The organism is Sagittula sp. NFXS13, from assembly GCF_040148795.1.
Taxonomy (GTDB): domain Bacteria; phylum Pseudomonadota; class Alphaproteobacteria; order Rhodobacterales; family Rhodobacteraceae; genus Sagittula; species Sagittula marina.
Map to the genome: position 1 here is coordinate 85,250 of NZ_JAGEMH010000003.1, position 16,713 is coordinate 101,962.

General features: G+C 59.7%; 19 protein-coding genes. 11 read left to right on the plus strand and 8 right to left on the minus strand.

Annotated elements, in window-relative coordinates; translation table 11 throughout:
* Positions 1 to 2: 2 nt before the first annotated feature.
* Positions 3 to 1,937, minus strand: coding sequence for an urea ABC transporter permease subunit UrtB (gene urtB, locus J4E08_RS08130; protein ID WP_349538045.1), 1,935 nt, complete (start codon positions 1,935 to 1,937; stop codon positions 3 to 5).
* A 116-nt stretch (positions 1,938 to 2,053) separates the two neighbouring features.
* Positions 2,054 to 3,343: an urea ABC transporter substrate-binding protein gene (gene urtA / locus J4E08_RS08135; protein WP_183963843.1), complete on the minus strand. Its 1,290-nt coding sequence runs from the start codon at positions 3,341 to 3,343 to the stop codon at positions 2,054 to 2,056.
* A gap of 412 nt (positions 3,344 to 3,755) precedes the next feature.
* On the opposite strand from urtA, the gene J4E08_RS08140 reads away from it, so the two are divergent.
* The 5 genes from J4E08_RS08140 (at position 3,756) to ureC (ending at position 7,262) form a co-directional block, all read left to right on the plus strand.
* Positions 3,756 to 4,556: an urease accessory protein UreD gene (locus tag J4E08_RS08140; RefSeq protein WP_502949261.1), complete on the plus strand. Its 801-nt coding sequence runs from the start codon at positions 3,756 to 3,758 to the stop codon at positions 4,554 to 4,556.
* A 4-nt stretch (positions 4,557 to 4,560) separates the two neighbouring features.
* Positions 4,561 to 4,863, plus strand: a complete 303-nt coding sequence (locus J4E08_RS08145; protein WP_183963841.1) for an urease subunit gamma — start codon at positions 4,561 to 4,563, stop codon at positions 4,861 to 4,863.
* A gap of 61 nt (positions 4,864 to 4,924) precedes the next feature.
* A complete protein-coding gene (locus tag J4E08_RS08150; protein ID WP_246429267.1) occupies positions 4,925 to 5,089 on the plus strand; it encodes a peptidase M23 in 165 nt (54 codons plus the stop codon).
* Positions 5,086 to 5,391, plus strand: a complete 306-nt coding sequence (locus J4E08_RS08155; protein ID WP_183963839.1) for an urease subunit beta — start codon at positions 5,086 to 5,088, stop codon at positions 5,389 to 5,391. Before J4E08_RS08150 ends, J4E08_RS08155 begins: the two co-directional genes overlap by 4 nt.
* A gap of 146 nt (positions 5,392 to 5,537) precedes the next feature.
* Positions 5,538 to 7,262, plus strand: coding sequence for an urease subunit alpha (ureC, locus tag J4E08_RS08160; RefSeq protein WP_349538047.1), 1,725 nt, complete (start codon positions 5,538 to 5,540; stop codon positions 7,260 to 7,262).
* Positions 7,263 to 7,322: 60 nt separating this feature from the next.
* On the opposite strand, the gene J4E08_RS08165 is transcribed toward ureC, so the two are convergent.
* Positions 7,323 to 7,544 carry a hypothetical protein gene (locus tag J4E08_RS08165; protein ID WP_349538048.1) on the minus strand — a complete coding sequence of 74 codons (222 nt, stop codon included), beginning with the start codon at positions 7,542 to 7,544 and terminating at the stop codon, positions 7,323 to 7,325.
* 137 nt (positions 7,545 to 7,681) lie between these two features.
* Between J4E08_RS08165 and J4E08_RS08170 the strand changes: the two genes are divergently transcribed.
* Genes J4E08_RS08170 through ureG form a run of 3 tightly spaced genes read left to right on the plus strand, consistent with a single transcriptional unit; the run spans position 7,682 to position 9,388 of the window.
* A complete protein-coding gene (locus J4E08_RS08170; protein WP_183963830.1) occupies positions 7,682 to 8,149 on the plus strand; it encodes an urease accessory protein UreE in 468 nt (155 codons plus the stop codon).
* Entirely contained in the window at positions 8,139 to 8,780 is a 642-nt protein-coding gene (locus J4E08_RS08175) for an urease accessory protein UreF (protein WP_349538049.1), read from the plus strand. Before J4E08_RS08170 ends, J4E08_RS08175 begins: the two co-directional genes overlap by 11 nt.
* 5 nt (positions 8,781 to 8,785) lie before the next feature.
* Entirely contained in the window at positions 8,786 to 9,388 is a 603-nt protein-coding gene (ureG, locus tag J4E08_RS08180) for an urease accessory protein UreG (protein WP_349538050.1), read from the plus strand.
* Between the two features lie 161 nt (positions 9,389 to 9,549).
* Here the strand turns inward: ureG and J4E08_RS08185 are convergent, their stop codons facing one another.
* On the minus strand, positions 9,550 to 9,987 hold the full coding sequence (locus J4E08_RS08185; protein ID WP_349538051.1) for an RbsD/FucU family protein: 438 nt from the start codon (positions 9,985 to 9,987) through the stop codon (positions 9,550 to 9,552).
* A gap of 90 nt (positions 9,988 to 10,077) precedes the next feature.
* Here J4E08_RS08185 and J4E08_RS08190 point away from each other — a divergent pair, with 90 nt between their 5' ends.
* Positions 10,078 to 10,344, plus strand: a complete 267-nt coding sequence (locus tag J4E08_RS08190; RefSeq protein ID WP_349538053.1) for a hypothetical protein — start codon at positions 10,078 to 10,080, stop codon at positions 10,342 to 10,344.
* A 194-nt stretch (positions 10,345 to 10,538) separates the two neighbouring features.
* Here the strand turns inward: J4E08_RS08190 and J4E08_RS08195 are convergent, their stop codons facing one another.
* The gene (locus J4E08_RS08195; protein ID WP_183963824.1) at positions 10,539 to 10,745 is read right to left on the minus strand and encodes a cold-shock protein; all 207 of its coding nucleotides are present in this window, start codon (positions 10,743 to 10,745) and stop codon (positions 10,539 to 10,541) included.
* A 438-nt stretch (positions 10,746 to 11,183) separates the two neighbouring features.
* On the minus strand, positions 11,184 to 12,839 hold the full coding sequence (gene ettA, locus J4E08_RS08200) for an energy-dependent translational throttle protein EttA (RefSeq protein ID WP_183963822.1): 1,656 nt from the start codon (positions 12,837 to 12,839) through the stop codon (positions 11,184 to 11,186).
* Between the two features lie 525 nt (positions 12,840 to 13,364).
* On the opposite strand from ettA, the gene J4E08_RS08205 reads away from it, so the two are divergent.
* Both J4E08_RS08205 and dacB read left to right on the plus strand, forming a co-directional pair.
* The gene (locus J4E08_RS08205; protein ID WP_349538054.1) at positions 13,365 to 13,991 is read left to right on the plus strand and encodes a nicotinate-nucleotide adenylyltransferase; all 627 of its coding nucleotides are present in this window, start codon (positions 13,365 to 13,367) and stop codon (positions 13,989 to 13,991) included.
* A 58-nt stretch (positions 13,992 to 14,049) separates the two neighbouring features.
* Positions 14,050 to 15,555 (plus strand): D-alanyl-D-alanine carboxypeptidase/D-alanyl-D-alanine endopeptidase, encoded by a 1,506-nt coding sequence (gene dacB / locus J4E08_RS08210; protein WP_349538056.1) that lies wholly within the window; start codon positions 14,050 to 14,052, stop codon positions 15,553 to 15,555.
* 80 nt (positions 15,556 to 15,635) lie between these two features.
* On the opposite strand, the gene J4E08_RS08215 is transcribed toward dacB, so the two are convergent.
* Together J4E08_RS08215 and J4E08_RS08220 are read right to left on the minus strand one after the other, a co-directional pair.
* Positions 15,636 to 16,064: a L,D-transpeptidase gene (locus J4E08_RS08215; RefSeq protein WP_349538057.1), complete on the minus strand. Its 429-nt coding sequence runs from the start codon at positions 16,062 to 16,064 to the stop codon at positions 15,636 to 15,638.
* Between the two features lie 215 nt (positions 16,065 to 16,279).
* On the minus strand, positions 16,280 to 16,702 hold the full coding sequence (locus J4E08_RS08220; protein ID WP_349538058.1) for a tellurite resistance TerB family protein: 423 nt from the start codon (positions 16,700 to 16,702) through the stop codon (positions 16,280 to 16,282).
* Positions 16,703 to 16,713 lie beyond the last annotated feature (11 nt).

Below are 16,713 nucleotides of genomic sequence, written 5' to 3' on the forward strand. Positions count from 1 at the left end.
GATCAGTCCCCCGCCGCGCGGCCCTTGAGGGCGACGATGCCCTTGGGCCTGAACTGGATGAACAGGATGATAAACAGGATCATGTAGGTCTGAGCCGCCAGCGTGTTGGAGGGGTTGAACCACTCGATGCCTTTTTGCAGCGTGCCGATCATGGTTGCGCCCGCGAGCGTGCCCCAGACGTTGCCGACGCCGCCGACAACGACCGTCATGAAGGATTGCACGATGTAATCTGCACCCATCTCGGAGGTGACTTTGGCATAGAGGCCGATGGCCACGCCTGCGATGCCCGCGATGCCGGATCCCAGACCAAAGGTCATCATCTTGATCTTGTCCGGGTTGATGCCCATCGACGCCGCCATGCGCGGGTTCTGCGTCACGGCGCGGACCTCCAGCCCCAGACGCGTCTTTTTCAGGATGAACAGCAGCAGCCCGAGAAAGATCAGCGCAAGGACAAAAATCGCCACACGGATATAGCTGATGGAGATCACATCGTTGATCGCCCAGTTGCCGTCGAGCCACGAGGGGGAGGTCAGCGGGCGCGCCTGCGTGCCGAAAATGTTCTTGGCCAGCTGTTGCAAGGCGATGGAAATGCCAAAGGTCGCCAGCAAGGTTTCCAGCGGTCGGGTGTACAGGTGGCGGATCACCAGCCGCTCCATCGCCACGCCCGCGGCGAATGTCACAATAAATGCCAGCGGCAGCGCCACGACCAACGACAGGGTATAGTTGGGGATGATCTGCTGCACCACGTAACCGGTGTAAGCGCCCATCATGATGAATTCGCCATGCGCCATATTGATGACCCCCATGACGCCAAAGGTGATGGCAAGGCCGATGGCCGCGAGGAAGTAGATCGAGGCCAGAGAAATGGCATCCAGCGCGAGGTCGGCGGTTTGCGAAACGCCCACGCGGGTGTTCACGGCGTTCTGGGTGTCGCGCGCGGCATCGGTGACGGCAGTGTCGTCCTCGTCATAGACGTCGTAGATCGTCCACGCGGCGAGGGTTTCGCCAATCGTGTCTTCGGTGGCGCGCGGCGCGACGGCGCCGGTGGCAGCGAGCCGGTCATAGGCGGCAGCGCGGGCGTCTTGCGTGGTCAGCGTGCCGACGGAAACGCCAGCGACCTTGGCCCCCTCGACGTTGGCCTCCAGCGCGGTGCGGATCTCAGAGGCGCTCAACACGGGGGGCAGGTCGGCTTTACCCTCGATCATCGTATAAGCGTCTGCGCGTGAGATATCGGTCCCTGGCTCCAGAACGCGAGCGATATTTTCATCCTCAGGCAGGTTCGGCGCGGCCTCGGTCGACGTGGCGAGGATCTGGCTCAACACGGCACGCCCGTCGACGGACAGATCGTCCTTGAGCGCCTTGATGGCGTCGATGCGGGCCTCGGTCGTTTCACCGTAGCGCGCGGCGAGGTAGTTCAGCAGCCGCTGCTTGCGCAGTTTCAGCGCGGCGTTGGTTTCGTTTTCGATGGCTTTTGACAGCGGTTCGACCTGTGAAGGATCAAGGTTGCGCGAAATCGCGTCCACCGCCTCTGTCCGGCGGGTGATGTCAGGATCGGACAGCTGGAATTCGACCAGCGCCTCGTTGATGACGCGGCGCACACCGCCGTTGGGTCGGATCGGGTCCAGCGTATCCGCATCGACGCCGCTCACCGGCTCACCCGTGCTCACATCTGTGGCAGTGCCTCCGGCGACCACATAAAACAGACCGTCTTCCGCCACATACACGTTCTTGTCGCGCCATTCCTCCAGGAACAGCGGCACAGATGGCAGACCAGAGGAGGCCAGCGCCTCAATCGCGGGTCCAACCTTGGTCCGGGAGGGTTTGATGATCTGCGCCTGATGCTCCTGCAAGAGGTCCTGAAGGTTGGCCTCCTGTGCGTGGCCCGGTTGTGCGGTCAGGCCGGTCAGGAGAAGAAGCGCAAGGAAAGCTCTGAGCATGAGGCCGCCTGTAAATGAGGGTCTTCGTGGGCAGGGCGAGGAATTGACCCCGCCCTGCTTGATCTTTGCGGCGTATGTCTACGGCGGGGATGTGCCCGCCGTGCGCCGTCAGGCGATCAATAGTTCGACTTGACCTGTACGCAGGTGGAGGTCTCGGTGTTGTACATGCCGCAGTCGAGCTCTTTCCAATCGGATTTCAGCACTGCGGATTCCGGCAGGTAGTCGGTCCATGCATCGCCCGGCACCGGATCGGTGGAGGAGATGATGTCGAATTGACCATCGTCGCGGATCTCACCGATCAGCACCGGCTTGGACAGGTGATGGTTGGTACCCATCACGGCGGTGCCGCCGGTCAGATTGGGATATTCCTGGCCCCACATGGCTTCGCGGACGGCGTCCACATCGGTGGTGCCGGCCTCTTCGACGGCGTTCACCCACATGTTGAAGCCGATGTAGTGCGCTTCCATCGGGTCGTTGGTCACGCGCTTGTCGTCTCCGATGAAGGCGTGCCACTGGTCGATGAATGCGGCGTTGGCCTCGGTGTCGGCGGACATGAAGTAGTTCCACGCGGCGAGGTGACCGACGAGGTTGGCCGTGTCGAGGCCGGACAGCTCTTCTTCGCCGACCGAGAACGCCACAACGGGGATGTCATCGGCAGAAATACCGGCAGCCGCCAGTTCTTTGTAGAAACCGATGTTCGCGTCGCCGTTGATGGTGGAGATCACGCCGACCTGCTTGCCGTCTTCACCCAGTGCCACGACGTCCGCGACAATGGTCGCCCAGTCGGATTGGCCAAAGGGCGTGTAGTTCACGAAGATGTCTTCTTCCGCTATGCCGTTGTCCTGAAGATAGGATTCCAGAATGTTGTTCGTGGTCCGCGGGTAAACGTAGTCTGTGCCGAGCAGGGCGAATTTCTCGACGCCCAGTTCTTCGAGGAAGTAGTCGACTGCCGGGATCGCCTGCTGGTTCGGCGCGGCGCCGGTGTAGAAAACGTTCTTGGAGGATTCCTCGCCCTCGTACTGAACCGGGTAGAACAGCAGGCCGTTGAGCTCTTCGATCACCGGCAGCACGGATTTGCGCGAAACAGAGGTCCAGTTGCCAAAGATCACATCGACGTCGTGCACGGTCAGCAACTCACGTGCCTTTTCGGCGAAGAGCGGCCAGTCGGACGCTGGATCGACGACGACCGCCTCCAGTTCGCAGCCCAATACGCCGCCTTTCTCGTTCTGCGCGGCCACCAGCATTTCCATGGTGTCCTTCAGGGTGGTCTCGGAGATGGCCATGGTGCCGGACAGCGAGTGCAGAACGCCGACTTTGATCGGGTCGGCGCAATCCTGTGCAGATGCGGAACCCGCGATCAGAGCTGCGGTGGCAGCACCGGTCAGCAGTTTGGTGAAATGAGTCATTCGTGTCTCCTCGCAGAGATGGATTTGCGTGTACTCGCGTGACAGCATGAACCCCTCCGCAGCTGTTGTTTCATCCCGTGCGCACATCTGACCCGAGGCCGAATGGGCACAGGTCGTCACACACCCGCGAATGCCAGTTATCGACGTTTTCCAGCGGGCAGCGACATATCGCGCTGTGGTCTGCCGCTGGGTCAATCGGGCGGCAAAGGTTCGGGGCCCGTTGGTGAAGCATGCTCAATTTGCGGGCTGTAATTTGACTAAATGTCTAAATATTGTGCAGCATTGCATGTTTTTGCCGGGTTTTTGCGGGAATCGTTGTCTCCCGGTTTCCAGGGCGTCTACGAAATGAGCAGAAAAGTCGGGGACAGGTGTGACACTTCAGCAGCGCGAAACGATTTTGGCCACGCTGCCGGTGGCACCGGCCCAGCCGCGGGCCGTTGGCAATTTGCGCCTCACGACGAAGGCGCGCGGCTCTGTTTCAGCGATCGATGCTTTTCGGACCCAAGGCTGCATGAAGGCCCTCTTTCCACGTCGCGCAGATGGGCTCGAAGCCATTGTCATCAATACATCTGGTGGGTTGACCGGCGGCGACCGGCTGGCACTGGACTGTGGCGCCGGGGCTGGGTCTCGTCTTGTTTTGACCACGCAGGCGGCGGAACGGGCCTATCGCTCTGCCTCTGGCTGGGCGCAGATGGACACGAAGCTGCATGTGGGCGCGGGCAGCCGGCTTGATTGGTTGCCGCAGGAGTTGATCTTGTTCGAAGGCGCGCGGTTGAAGCGGTCCTTGCGGGTGAAGATGGAGGCCGATGCCCGCCTGCTGCTGGTCGAACCCGTGATCTTTGGCCGGATGGCCATGGGCGAGGTGCTGCATGACGCTGCCCTGCGCGACCGCATCGAGATATGGCGCGATGGGGCGCCTTTGTATTGCGATGCGCTGCGGCTGGAAGGTGATCTGGCCGCCCGGATGGCGCAGCCCGCCGTGGGCGGCGGGGCAGGGGCCATGGCGAGCCTCGTCTTCGTCGGCCCGGAGGCCGAGGCGTTCCTCACCCCATTGCGCGCCGTGCTGCCAGTCACGGCAGGAGCCACCCTTTTGCAAAATGATGTACTCGTGGCGCGCGTGCTTGCCGAAGACGGTTTCGCCCTGCGCCAGACGCTTTTGCCCGCGCTGGATCGGCTTTCCGGCGAAGGGCTTCCAATATCATGGAGACTGTAAAGACATGAACCTGACCCCCCGCGAAAAAGACAAGCTGCTGGTGGCCATGGCGGCCGAAGTGGCGCGCAAGCGATTGGCGCGCGGCGTGAAACTGAACCACCCGGAAGCCATCGCGCTGATCACCGACACCGTGGTCGAGGGCGCACGAGACGGGCGGTCCGTCGCGGATATGATGATGGCCGGGGCCGAAGTCATCACGCGCGAACAGTGCATGGATGGTATCCCGGAGATGGTCCACGAGGTGCAGGTGGAGGCGACGTTCCCCGATGGAACGAAGCTGGTGACGGTGCACAACCCTATTCGGTGACGCAGGGCGGCACTGGTCGCAGTGAGTATTTGGAAAGCAAAGAAGCAGGAAGGTTTCTAAGATGAAAACGTTTGGACTGGCCCTGCCGGGCATGATGATCGCAGCGCAGGCATGGGCCCATGAGGCTGGCGCGCATATGCACCCGCACGGCTCCGAGGGGTGGTTGTCGCTGGCATTGGCCGCAGTGCTGGTCCTTGCAGCGATGGTTGTCTGGAGGCTGAAATGATCCCGGGGGAGATGATCCCTGCCGAGGGTGATCTTGAACTGAACCCGGGCCGGGAGGTGACCACTTTGATGGTCGCCAATACCGGCGACCGGCCCGTGCAGGTGGGGTCGCATTATCATTTCGCCGAGACCAACCCGGCGTTGGATTTTGATCGCGACAAGGCCCGCGGTCTCCGCCTGGACATCGCTGCGGGCACTGCCGTGCGGTTTGAGCCGGGGCAACGCCGTGAAGTGTCGCTGATCCCGTTTTCCGGGGCGCGCCGGATTTACGGATTCAACCAGCAGGTCATGGGGGATCTATGACACCGCCGATCCTGTGGGGGCAACCGCCAACACAGATCGCGACTGCTGCCAATTCACCATTCTATAGCGACGCAGACACCCTCAAGCCCGCCGATCCGGGCCATGTCTTGCCGCACAACTGAACACGCTGAAAGAGGATCCCGCCGATGCCTGCAAGGATCAAACGTTCCGACTATGCCGCCATGTTCGGCCCAACCACGGGCGACCGCCTTCGCCTGGCCGATACTGATCTGATTGTCGAGGTCGAACGCGACCTGACCGTAGAAGCAGCGGGCGGCTATGGGGAAGAGGTCAAGTTCGGCGGCGGTAAGGTCATCCGCGACGGCATGGGACAAGCCCAGACCACCCGTGCCGCCGGTGCTGTGGACACTGTGATCACCAACGCGCTTATCGTCGACTGGACCGGCGTCTACAAGGCGGACGTTGGACTGAAAGACGGGCGTATTGCGGCCATCGGCAAGGCGGGCAACCCGGATACCCAGCCGGGTGTGAGCATCATTGTTGGGCCAGGCACGGAGGTCATCGCAGGCGAGGGGCGTATCCTGACCGCCGGGGGCTTTGACAGCCACATCCACTTCATTTGCCCGCAACAGATTGAAGATGCTTTGCATTCCGGCCTGACGACGATGCTTGGCGGGGGCACAGGACCAGCGCACGGCACCTTGGCCACGACCTGCACGCCGGGGCCATGGCACATGGGACGTATGTTGCAAGCGGCGGATGCCTTCCCGATGAACCTTGCCTTTGCGGGCAAGGGCAACGCCTCGTTGCCGGCCGCGTTGGAGGAGCAGATCCGGGGCGGAGCTTGCGCGTTGAAGCTTCACGAGGATTGGGGCACCACGCCCGGTGCGATTGATTGCTGCCTGAGTGTTGCGGACGATTGGGATGTTCAGGTGATGATCCACACCGACACGCTCAATGAAAGCGGGTTCGTGGAAAACACCGTGAAGGCCATGAAGGGGCGCACCATTCACGCCTTCCACACCGAAGGTGCCGGCGGTGGACATGCGCCGGACATCATCAAGATCTGCGGCGAGGCACATGTCCTGCCCTCCTCGACGAACCCGACGCGGCCCTTCACCACCAACACCATTGATGAGCACCTCGATATGCTCATGGTGTGCCACCACCTCGACAAATCCATTCCCGAGGACGTGGCCTTTGCCGAGTCGCGGATCCGACGGGAGACCATTGCAGCCGAAGACATCCTGCACGACATGGGAGCCTTTTCGATCATCGCATCGGATTCGCAGGCCATGGGGCGTGTGGGCGAAGTGCTGATCCGCACATGGCAAACCGCTGACAAGATGAAGAAACAGCGTGGGCGTCTGTCAGATGAGACAGGCGACAACGACAATTTTCGTGTCCGCCGATACATCGCAAAATACACCATCAATCCCGCAGTGGCACATGGTCTAAGTCACGAGATCGGGTCGATAGAGGTGGGCAAGCGTGCAGACCTCGTGTTGTGGAACCCCGCTTTCTTTGGCGTCAAGCCGGAGATGGTGCTGCTGGGTGGCACGATTGCCATGGCACAGATGGGGGATCCGAACGCGTCGATCCCGACGCCGCAGCCGGTTTACTCCCGCCCCATGTTCGGCGCTTATGGTCGCAGTGTGGAACGGTCCGCCGTGACCTTTGTGTCAGAGGCCGCGCATTCAGAAGGTCTGCGCGAGTCGCTTGGCCTGGCGAAAGACACGCTGGCGGTGCGCAACACGCGAGGAATCGGTAAAGCTGATTTGAAGCTGAACGACGCCATGCCGCACATCGAGGTGAACCCGGAAACCTACGAGGTCAGGGCTGACGGCGAACTGCTCACCTGCGAACCAGCCACGGAACTTCCGATGGCACAGCGGTACTTCATGTTCTGACCGCCACCATGAACGCAACGGATGGCGCGCCTCAGGTCGGGCGCGCAGGGGGGGGGCGGGTCAGGCTGTTGAGGAGGATTGATCGTTGTCAGATGGCGAACTGTCATCCATTTCTGATGGTGTCTTCTGGTCGATCATGGATGCGCTGTGCGGCATGGCGCGGCCAGAAAGAAGGCCATAGCTGCCTGCTATCTCTGAGTGTTGTGCTTTGATCGCATCCATTTGGGCGCGAAGCGACGCCAGAGAGGCGGTGATGCGGGATGTCTTGTCTCTTGTGCTCATAAATAAGTTTTATTCGTAAGCGGTAAACGAATGGTTTTCAAAACGAACCCAAAAACGCGTGCTGGTCTGACAAGTCAAATAAGCGCGCAAATCTGCCCTCCCAGACGGGGCGCAAACAAAACCACGAGGCGTGAAAAATGAATAATTTGCCGTTGGCACAAGAGGTTCTACGCACCGGTGCCGCTGATGATATGGATGTGGTGGTGCTGGATTACGAAGCCCGCTTCTTGCGGCGACGTAAACTGCGCAGCCAGGCGGGTTTGTCCTTTGTCGTGGATCTGGAAAAGACGACCTCGCTGGACGATGGGGACGCGCTGGGATTGAGCGACGGAGTACGGATAGCGGTGCGCGCCGCGCCCGAAGAGGTGCTGGAAGTGCGTGGATCGCTTCCGCGCCTTGCGTGGCACATCGGGAACCGGCACACCCCTTGTCAAATTTGCGCTGATCATCTTGTCATCCAGCGCGATCCGGTGATCCGGCATATGTTGGAGCATTTGGGCGCGGATGTCACAGAAACGGTGCGCCCCTTTACGCCGGAGGGTGGCGCCTATGGACACGGGCGCACGCACAGCCACGAACACGGGCACACGGCGCATGCCGATTGATGCGCGTCTACTCACTCTGACCCAATGGCTTTCGCCCGCCTATCCCATCGGCAGTTTTGCCTTTTCACATGGGTTGGAGGCTGCCTGTGCAGACAGTCTGGTCACGGACGCCCCGGGGTTGGAGCGTTGGCTGTCGGTGCTCTTAAATGACGGGTCGGGGTGGACAGATGCGGTCTTGATGTCCATGGCGGCGCGCGGAGCGCGTGCGGTGAGCGAGTTGGATGCGCTGTCCGGGGCCTACGCCGCATCTAGAGAACGCCAGCGCGAAGCAGAGCGGCAGGGGCGCGCCTTTGTACTCACGACGGCGCGCGTCTGGAATTTGGAGCTGAAGGCAAGGTTCTTGCCGGTTGTTTTAGGCGAGGCCGCTTTTCTGTTGAAGCTGGAGGCAGAGGCATTGATTGCGCTGTATCTCCAAAGCTTCGTGACTAATCTGGTTGGCGCAGCACAACGATTGATGCCTCTGGGCCAGACTGATGCTCAGGCTATCTTAGCGCGTCTGTCGCCAATGTGCGCCGACGTGGCCAATCGTGCATTGGACGCGGACGAAGGCGACGTGTTCTCCAACGGGTTTGGCTCAGACATTGCAGCAATGCGACATGAAACTATGAAAACAAGGGTTTTTCAAACGTGAACAAAATGAATGGACCGCTGCGGATCGGAATCGGCGGGCCCGTGGGCGCGGGCAAAACGACATTGACGGCACGATTGGCCGAGCGACTTAAAGAGCGCTATTCGATCGGTGTCATTACAAACGACATTTACACGCAAGAAGACGCAGAGGCGTTAATGCGGATGCAAATCCTGCCCGCAGATAGAATTATCGGAGTGGAGACGGGGGGATGTCCACATACGGCGATCCGTGAAGATGCCTCGATCAACCTCGCCGCCGTTGCCGAAATGCAGGACAGGCACCCGGACGTCGAGGTGGTTCTGATCGAGTCGGGGGGCGACAATCTAAGTGCGACCTTCAGCCCGGAACTGGCTGACTTCACCGTGTATGTCATTGATGTTGCCGCAGGTGAGGAAATTCCGCGTAAAGGGGGACCAGCCATTCGCCGCTCGGATCTGCTGGTGATCAACAAGACAGACCTGGCACCGCATGTGGGCGCCTCTCTGGACATCATGGAAAGGGACGCCTCACGTGTCCGTGACGGGCGTCCCTTTGTTTTCACGTCACTGCGTGATGGCCTCGGTGCGGATCAGGTTATCTCGCAAATCCAAGAGCTCACGGGTATTTAGAGCAATGCCCAGTCGGTAAAGACCCAGCTTTCCGGTTTCCTCAGAATGTTGTCTTCAGGGCGTGGTTTCTTTGCTTTGCGAGCCATTTTGGCACCTCCTTTAACACGCTCAACTAAAGCGCTCTGAAAGCGTTCCGCCAGAGAGACGTTCAAAGAACGTGGTTAAGCTGGCGGAATGACGCCTTTTGTCAGCAGGATATTGCCATAAAGCCTTGTTTCGCCGGTCTGGATCACGGCAAAACTATTTTTAGCCAGGTCATAAAAGCCAAATCGCTCGACAGCGGACATTTTAATTTCCGCTTCATTCATACTGTCTATGAGGCTTTGAAACTCATCAATGATGGGTGGCACGGCTTTAGCGTCACCCACGACCTGCATTGTGCATACGGGGTTCGGGACGAAGGTGTCCAAGGGAAGCAGTGTGAGCACCGCTTGCAGAACGTCTGTGGCTGCGATGCCGTCAAGGCGGTGAACACGCTCGCAGCCAATTGAATGAGAAGGGAAATTCGCATCAACTATGGCGATGACGTCGCCGTGGCCCATGGCCCGCAAGCTGTACAGTATTTCCGGTGATAGGATCGGTGGGATGTGTTTGAGCATGGCGGAATTTGAGGGCGAGAAAGCGGTTCTGGGCAAGGCCTAATGAGCCGCTGATACCAATAATCACATCGCAAGCGGCTTTTAGGCAGCATGCTTGGTCAACTTGCCAACTGTAAGGGGATAACGGCGGCGGCCAGCAGTCAGCAGCGCACCACTCATAGGGGAAGTGTCGCGACTTTTATGTATTTGGTCTGCCCCAAGCGGTTTTCAGATACGTTTGCGCATCGTGCCATCGCAGCATTTGCCAATTTCAAACGAAATCATTTGGTCGATAGTTTGAAATTGATTGCAAGAGCACCCAGCCGAGCGAATATGGGCAAACATATTCTAACGTATGCGCCAGAGTGGCTAATCTAAACGGGAAATTTCTGGGTGTGGGGGAGGGGCGCCAGATATTTGACTTTGCAAGATCAGCAAAGTCTAATTTGCGTCTGTCGCCCATACCAGCACGAAAATTTACCATTCTTGGATAAATTTAGCCGCTAGTGAGGGAGGGATGGACCTATGGCGGACCACCCAATTTTTAGCACGGGCGCGGAGCCCGCATCGGCTCAAACGAGCTCGATGTTGCCTGCGGACTCTTTGCCGTCACGGCCAGTCTGCAGTTCGTACTCAACCTTCTGGTTGTCGGCCAAGCCGGTCAGGCCGGAGCGCTCAACTGCAGAGATGTGAACAAACACGTCTTTGCCGCCTGCGTCGGGTTGAATGAAGCCGTAGCCTTTGGTGGTGTTGAACCATTTCACGGTGCCAGTAGCCATCGTGTATCTCCTTAAGTGTCCGCACGCTGAATTGCTGCGGGTCGGCGTAGGTCAGAGCAAGTTCGGTGCTCTGTCGCCGCGTAAGGGAGACAGGTAGGCGAATCTGGTAACGGTAGCGAGTACACGTATGACAGGATTGGTGAGTCGAAGCAAGAGTGGATGTGTTAACACCAGACCGGGCGTAATCTCGGACGTGACGAAAACGGTAACCCCTCTGGTGGCACCTGGCGGTAATTGCCGAACCGGCACGAAGAGGTTGAACCGCAGGACAGAAAGAATGCGAGCCTTGTCGATAGTCCGTGTGTTTCGGGATTTCGCAATGCTGATCTTCTGATCAGGTAGATAAGGACCTTGCCGACCCCAAATGGGTCGGCAAGACCGTAAAGCGTAAGGCCGATGCTGAATGCTGTCCCTACGCGAGCAGCTTTTTCTGCGACTTCAACGGGTGAATTTCTTGTGCTTCAGCCGCTTCGGCTCCAAGGCATCCGCCCCGAGCCGACGTTTCTTGTCCTCTTCGTAGTCTGTGAAGCCGCCTTCGAACCATTCCACATGGGCGTCGCCTTCAAAGGCCAGGATGTGCGTGCAAATCCGGTCGAGGAAGAAGCGGTCGTGCGAAATGACCACCGCGCAGCCGGCGAAGTCGACAAGCGCGTCTTCCAAGGCCCGCAAGGTTTCCACGTCGAGGTCGTTGGTCGGTTCGTCGAGCAGGATGACGTTGCCACCTTCCTTCAGCAGGCGCGCCATGTGGACGCGGTTGCGTTCACCACCCGAGAGCAGGCCAACCTTCTTTTGCTGGTCTCCGCCTTTGAAGTTGAAGGCAGAGCAATAGGCGCGAGAGTTCATCTCCGCATCGCCCAGCTTGATGACTTCCGCGCCGCCGGTGATCGCTTCCCACACGTTGTCGTCGGCGTTCAGGTCATCGCGCGACTGGTCGACGTAGGACAGCTCCACCGTGTCGCCCAGATCGATGGTGCCGGTGTCGGGGGTCTCGTTGCCGGTGATCATCTTGAACAGCGTTGATTTACCCGCGCCGTTGGGGCCGATCACACCGACGATGCCACCCGGGGGAAGGTCGAAAGACAGGTTTTCGATCAAGAGCTTGTCGCCCATAGCCTTGGACAGGCCATCCACTTCGATAACCTTGGAGCCGAGGCGCTGACCATTCGGAATGATGATCTGGGCGCGGGCGAGCTTTTCGCGCTCTGACTGGTTGGCAAGGTCGTTGTAGGCCGAGATGCGGGCCTTGGATTTGGATTGGCGGGCCTTGGCGCCCTGACGCATCCAGTCGAGTTCGCGTTCCAGCGTCTTTTGCTTCGCCTTGTCCTCGCGGGCTTCTTGTTGGAGCCGCTTTGCCTTCTGTTCCAGCCAACTGGAATAGTTGCCCTCGTAGGGGACACCACGGCCCCGGTCGAGTTCGAGAATCCAGCCCGTGATCGAGTCGAGGAAATAGCGGTCGTGGGTGACGATCAGGATCGTACCCTTGTAATCGATCAGGTGCTGTTGCAGCCAGGCAATCGTTTCCGCGTCAAGGTGGTTGGTCGGTTCGTCGAGCAACAGCATGTCGGGCGCTTCGAGCAGCAATTTGCACAGCGCAACGCGGCGGCGTTCACCGCCAGACAGGCTTCCCACATTGGCATCATCCGGGGGGCAGCGCAGGGCCTCCATCGACACGTCGATCTGGCTGTCGAGATCCCAGAGGTTCTCGGCGTCGATCTTGTCCTGAAGCTCGGCCATCTCCTCGGCGGTTTCATCGGAGTAGTTCATCGCCAATTCGTTGTACTTGTCGAGGATGGCCTTCTTCTCGGCCACGCCGAGCATGACGTTTTCCCGCACGGTCAGGTTTTCGTCGAGGTGAGGTTCCTGCGGGAGGTAGCCAACCTTGGCGCCCTCTGCGGCCCATGCCTCGCCGGTGAAGTCCTTGTCGATACCCGCCATGATTTTCATCAAAGTGGATTTACCCGCGCCGTTGACGCCGACGACACCGATCTTCACGCCCGGCAGGAAAGACAGGCGGATGTTTTCAAAGGTCTTCTTGCCGCCGGGATAGGTCTTGGAGACGCCATCCATGTGGTAAACATACTGGTAAGAGGCCATGTCCATCGCTCCTCTGGGTCAAGCTGGTTGGGTGGGGACGTATATTGTCTGACGTGTCGGTGCAATGCGCAGCAGCGCGGCCCGTTTTGTATCAGGCTGCCGTGACGTGGGCGCAGGCGATGATCGAGCCTGTCATCGGCTTGATACTCTCTCGAAGCAGGGCTGCGATCCACAGCTTCCAACGATCCAGACGCATCGGACTGATCTGTCCGATATATCGCGTCCTTGCAGGGGGCGTGTCGGGAGCCGGCCCGCTTCGGTTTTTTTGGTGACGGAATAGTCAGGTTCAGCGCAGACATCGGGGCCAATGTCGAAATGCACGCCGAAACATCAGATCTGGCGTTGGAACGCGACAACGCGGTTCCGTTCCATGCGGAGCCTTCCACGCCACTGGCGAGGGCCGCAGTCGGCGGCGGCAGCCAGTGTGAGGATGCCTGTCATCGCAGTCTTGGCGGCTGCACCTGCCTTGTCTTGGTTTTGCGGAAACTCTAGGGTCGTGAAAGGCTTGCAAGGCGAGGGAATAGAGTGGACAGGTCGAAGGCAGGCGTCGCTTTTCGCCCCGGCGCGAAAGTGGGGTTGCTTGGCGGGTCTTTCGATCCGCCTCATGCGGGGCATGTACATCTCTCTCGTGAGGCGTTGAAACGCTTTGGTCTGGATTCGGTTGTATGGCTTGTCAGTCCGGGCAACCCGCTCAAACCAAAGGCCCCGGCGTCGCTAAAGGCGCGGATTGTCGCGGCGGAGGCCATGATCGACCACCCCCGAATCCACGTCAGCGGGATCGAGGCGGACATAGGCACACGGTATACGGCTGAAACGTTGACCGCTTTGACGTCTCACTTCTCTGCAGTGCGGTTCTGCTGGTTGATGGGGGCCGACAATCTTGCTCAATTCCATCGCTGGGAGGACTGGCGAGGCATCGCGGCGCGGGTGCCAATCGGTGTTTTGGCGCGACCGGAAGTTCGGACCGTGGCGCTCAGCTCTGTGGCGGCGCGGATCATGCGGGCCTCGCGGGTACCTGCTGCGCAGTCGCACCGTTTGGCGGCGGCTTCCGCGCCGGCCTGGTGTTTCGTGAACATTCCGATGCGCAAGGAAAGCAGCACCGAGTTGCGTGCCAAGGGCGCTTGGGGTGCTTCTCATGCGGCAAAAACGTGAACGTCATGGCCGCATTGGCCTGTTGCGGGGCGAGAGTGGATTCGCTTAGATCGGGCCTATGACCAAGTTATATTCGAGACGACTGTTTTTGAGCGCGGCTTCCGCGGCGGCCATGACGCTGCCGATTTCCGCACGGGCCAATGCGCCAGCACGATCACTGCGTCCGGTGTCGCGCGACGATGATCTGCTTCTGGAGCTGCAGGCCTCCGCCGAAGAGCTGATTGCAGACGCGCGCCTGGACGGGGATGTTTCCTTCGTCGTGGCGCGGGCCGACACCGGCGAGGTCCTGGAAGCGCACGATGCGGATCTGGGCTTGCCGCCAGCGAGCGTGGCAAAGGCGCTGACCGCCGGGTATGCCTTGGCCCACCTGGGGGCGGAGTACCGATTTACGACGCGGGTGCTCGCCACCGGAGAGCTGATCGACGGCGTGGTGCAGGGCGATTTAATTCTCGCCGGTAGTGGCGATCCGACGCTTGATACCGATGGCTTGGCCACACTTGCTCAGGGCTTGGCCGCTGCTGGGGTGACCGGGGTGACAGGCGCGCTGAAGATCTGGGGCGGTGCGCTGCCCTACGTTCGTGGTATTGATCCCCTGCAGCCCGACCATGTCGGATATAACCCCAGTGTTTCGGGGCTGAACCTGAACTACAACCGCGTGCATTTTGAATGGCACCGCGCGGGAAGCAATTACAGTGTGTCGATGGATGCACGCTCTGCCAAGCACCGCCCGAGCGTGCGCATGGCCAGTATGGTGGTCGAGCCGCGCAGTACGCCGATTTACACCTACTCTGACGTTAGCGGGCAAGACAGCTGGACCGTGGCGCGCAATGCTCTGGGAGATTCCGGGGCGCGCTGGCTGCCGGTGCGCAAGCCGGAACTTTATGCCGGCGAAGTGTTCCAAAGCTTGGTGCGTGCGCAAGGGATTGCGGTGGGTGAGCCTCAGGTCATTCAGGCTTTGCCGGAGGTCGTGAACCAGCTTGCGTCTTTGGACAGCGCGCCTTTGCGCGATATTTTGTACGATATGCTCAAGTGGTCGACGAACCTGACCGCAGAGGTCGTTGGCATGACCGCGACGGCGCAGCGCACGGGCCGTGTGCCCAAAAACCTCGAAGAGTCGGCGCAGGTGTTGAACACTTGGGCGGCCGATAGCTTGGGGGTCACGACCTTGGCGCTCACCGATCATTCCGGGCTGGGAGAGCGCAGCCGGGTGAAGTCGAAGGATATGATGTCCGCTTTGATCGCCTTGAACAAACAAGATGCTCTGAAGCCGTTGTTGAAGTCATTTGGCATGCGCGATGCCCGTGGGCGGCCCATGGACAACCATCCGATCAAGGTGCACGCCAAGACCGGGACGCTGAATTTTGTCAGCGGCTTAGCGGGGTTCGCGGATCTGCCGGATGGTACTGAATTGGTCTTTGCCATCTTCGTGGCCAATCTGGATCGGCGCGCCACGCTGTCCGTTGCGCAACGGGAACGGCCCGAGGGCGGGGCATCCTGGAATCGTCGCGCCAAGATCCTGCAGCAGAAACTGATCGAGCGCTGGGGAGTTGTCTACGCGGCGTGAAGGGGGATGTCGGGACCAGCCCGACATTTGTGAGAGTTAGAGCGCCAGTCGGTCATGGGCTTTTTCCCGCCGTGGCGTTTTCAGTTTTCGATCACCACCCGCATGTTCTGTTTGCCGACTTGCTGGGTCAAGTCGAACAGAACGGCTGCATGTTCCGGGTGCAGGCGTACGCAGCCGGCTGAGGCCGGGCGGCCCAGTCGCGAGATCTGGTTCGTACCGTGGATCGCATAATTGCCATTGAAAAAGATCGAAAAGGGCATGGGCGCATTGTTGTAAAGGCTCGACTTGTGATTGCGAGACAACCACTTGGCTGACCAGGCGCCGCGCGGTGTATATTTGCCGGTGCGTGCCGTCGAGACCGGCCACTGGTAGGTGATCTGTCCGTTGTAGATCACGGTCATGGTCTGCGTCGAAATATCGACCTTGGCCACGAGAGGCGCGGAAAGCGCGGCAAGCGGCATACACAAAATTAAGACCGCCGCAAAGACGGCGGATAGAAATCGGTTCATTTACAACCCTCCAGGTGTGCGTGGCAGCGCATCGGCGAAATCATGCCTGAAGGTATAATACTAAGCGATTAACTCTAGGGCAGTCGGGATTCCCACACCCAAGGCAAATTTATCGCGAAAGTGTTGTCGTTCTGCTCGCCCTTACCGGTAAATGCGGCTTTGGGCCTTGTTTTTTGACGGGTTCGACACGTCGCGCGTTCGAAAATCAGTGAATTTTACAAAGAAATATGTCTCGCACGCGCTCCGCGTTCGATGGCTGCAGCGTGCAGGCGGTCAATGTCCAGCTCGTAGCGAATCTCTTCAAGCAGACGCAACTCAGTTTCGCGGAGCGTGCCATCTGCGGCTGCCACGTCGCAGGCGAGCGCGTAAGCCGTTTCAAAGAAACGTTCAGGCAGGTTGTCGCGGATCAGACCGAACAACGCGTCCAGGCCATCTTCCTGCTCAAACAGGTCCGCAACAAGCGAGGCGAGGCTGCGCACGTGATCTGTGTCGAAATCGGCGAAAATCGGAAGCATGTTCACGGCCGAATCGATCTTGACCAACTCGGAGGTGCGGACGTTCTCGTCCGACATGGAGACGGCGATCATCAGCGCGACGAGGCAATCCTGCGGGCTCAGGGGGTGTGTTTCTTCGGTCATGCTGTTTTTCC

Excerpts from the sequence above, each read along its gene's own strand:
- urtB (WP_349538045.1), bottom strand. The coding sequence starts at position 1,937 with ATGCTCAGAGCTTTCCTTGCGCTTCTTCTCCTGACCGGCCTGACCGCA.
- urtA (WP_183963843.1), bottom strand. The coding sequence starts at position 3,343 with ATGACTCATTTCACCAAACTGCTGACCGGTGCTGCCACCGCAGCTCTG.
- J4E08_RS08145 (WP_183963841.1), top strand. The coding sequence starts at position 4,561 with ATGAACCTGACCCCCCGCGAAAAAGACAAGCTGCTGGTGGCCATGGCG.
- J4E08_RS08150 (WP_246429267.1), top strand. The coding sequence starts at position 4,925 with ATGAAAACGTTTGGACTGGCCCTGCCGGGCATGATGATCGCAGCGCAG.
- J4E08_RS08155 (WP_183963839.1), top strand. The coding sequence starts at position 5,086 with ATGATCCCGGGGGAGATGATCCCTGCCGAGGGTGATCTTGAACTGAAC.
- ureC (WP_349538047.1), top strand. The coding sequence starts at position 5,538 with ATGCCTGCAAGGATCAAACGTTCCGACTATGCCGCCATGTTCGGCCCA.
- J4E08_RS08165 (WP_349538048.1), bottom strand. The coding sequence starts at position 7,544 with ATGAGCACAAGAGACAAGACATCCCGCATCACCGCCTCTCTGGCGTCG.
- J4E08_RS08170 (WP_183963830.1), top strand. The coding sequence starts at position 7,682 with ATGAATAATTTGCCGTTGGCACAAGAGGTTCTACGCACCGGTGCCGCT.
- J4E08_RS08175 (WP_349538049.1), top strand. The coding sequence starts at position 8,139 with ATGCCGATTGATGCGCGTCTACTCACTCTGACCCAATGGCTTTCGCCC.
- ureG (WP_349538050.1), top strand. The coding sequence starts at position 8,786 with ATGAATGGACCGCTGCGGATCGGAATCGGCGGGCCCGTGGGCGCGGGC.
- J4E08_RS08185 (WP_349538051.1), bottom strand. The coding sequence starts at position 9,987 with ATGCTCAAACACATCCCACCGATCCTATCACCGGAAATACTGTACAGC.
- J4E08_RS08190 (WP_349538053.1), top strand. The coding sequence starts at position 10,078 with ATGCTTGGTCAACTTGCCAACTGTAAGGGGATAACGGCGGCGGCCAGC.
- J4E08_RS08195 (WP_183963824.1), bottom strand. The coding sequence starts at position 10,745 with ATGGCTACTGGCACCGTGAAATGGTTCAACACCACCAAAGGCTACGGC.
- ettA (WP_183963822.1), bottom strand. The coding sequence starts at position 12,839 with ATGGCCTCTTACCAGTATGTTTACCACATGGATGGCGTCTCCAAGACC.
- dacB (WP_349538056.1), top strand. The coding sequence starts at position 14,050 with ATGACCAAGTTATATTCGAGACGACTGTTTTTGAGCGCGGCTTCCGCG.
- J4E08_RS08215 (WP_349538057.1), bottom strand. The coding sequence starts at position 16,064 with ATGAACCGATTTCTATCCGCCGTCTTTGCGGCGGTCTTAATTTTGTGT.
- J4E08_RS08220 (WP_349538058.1), bottom strand. The coding sequence starts at position 16,702 with ATGACCGAAGAAACACACCCCCTGAGCCCGCAGGATTGCCTCGTCGCG.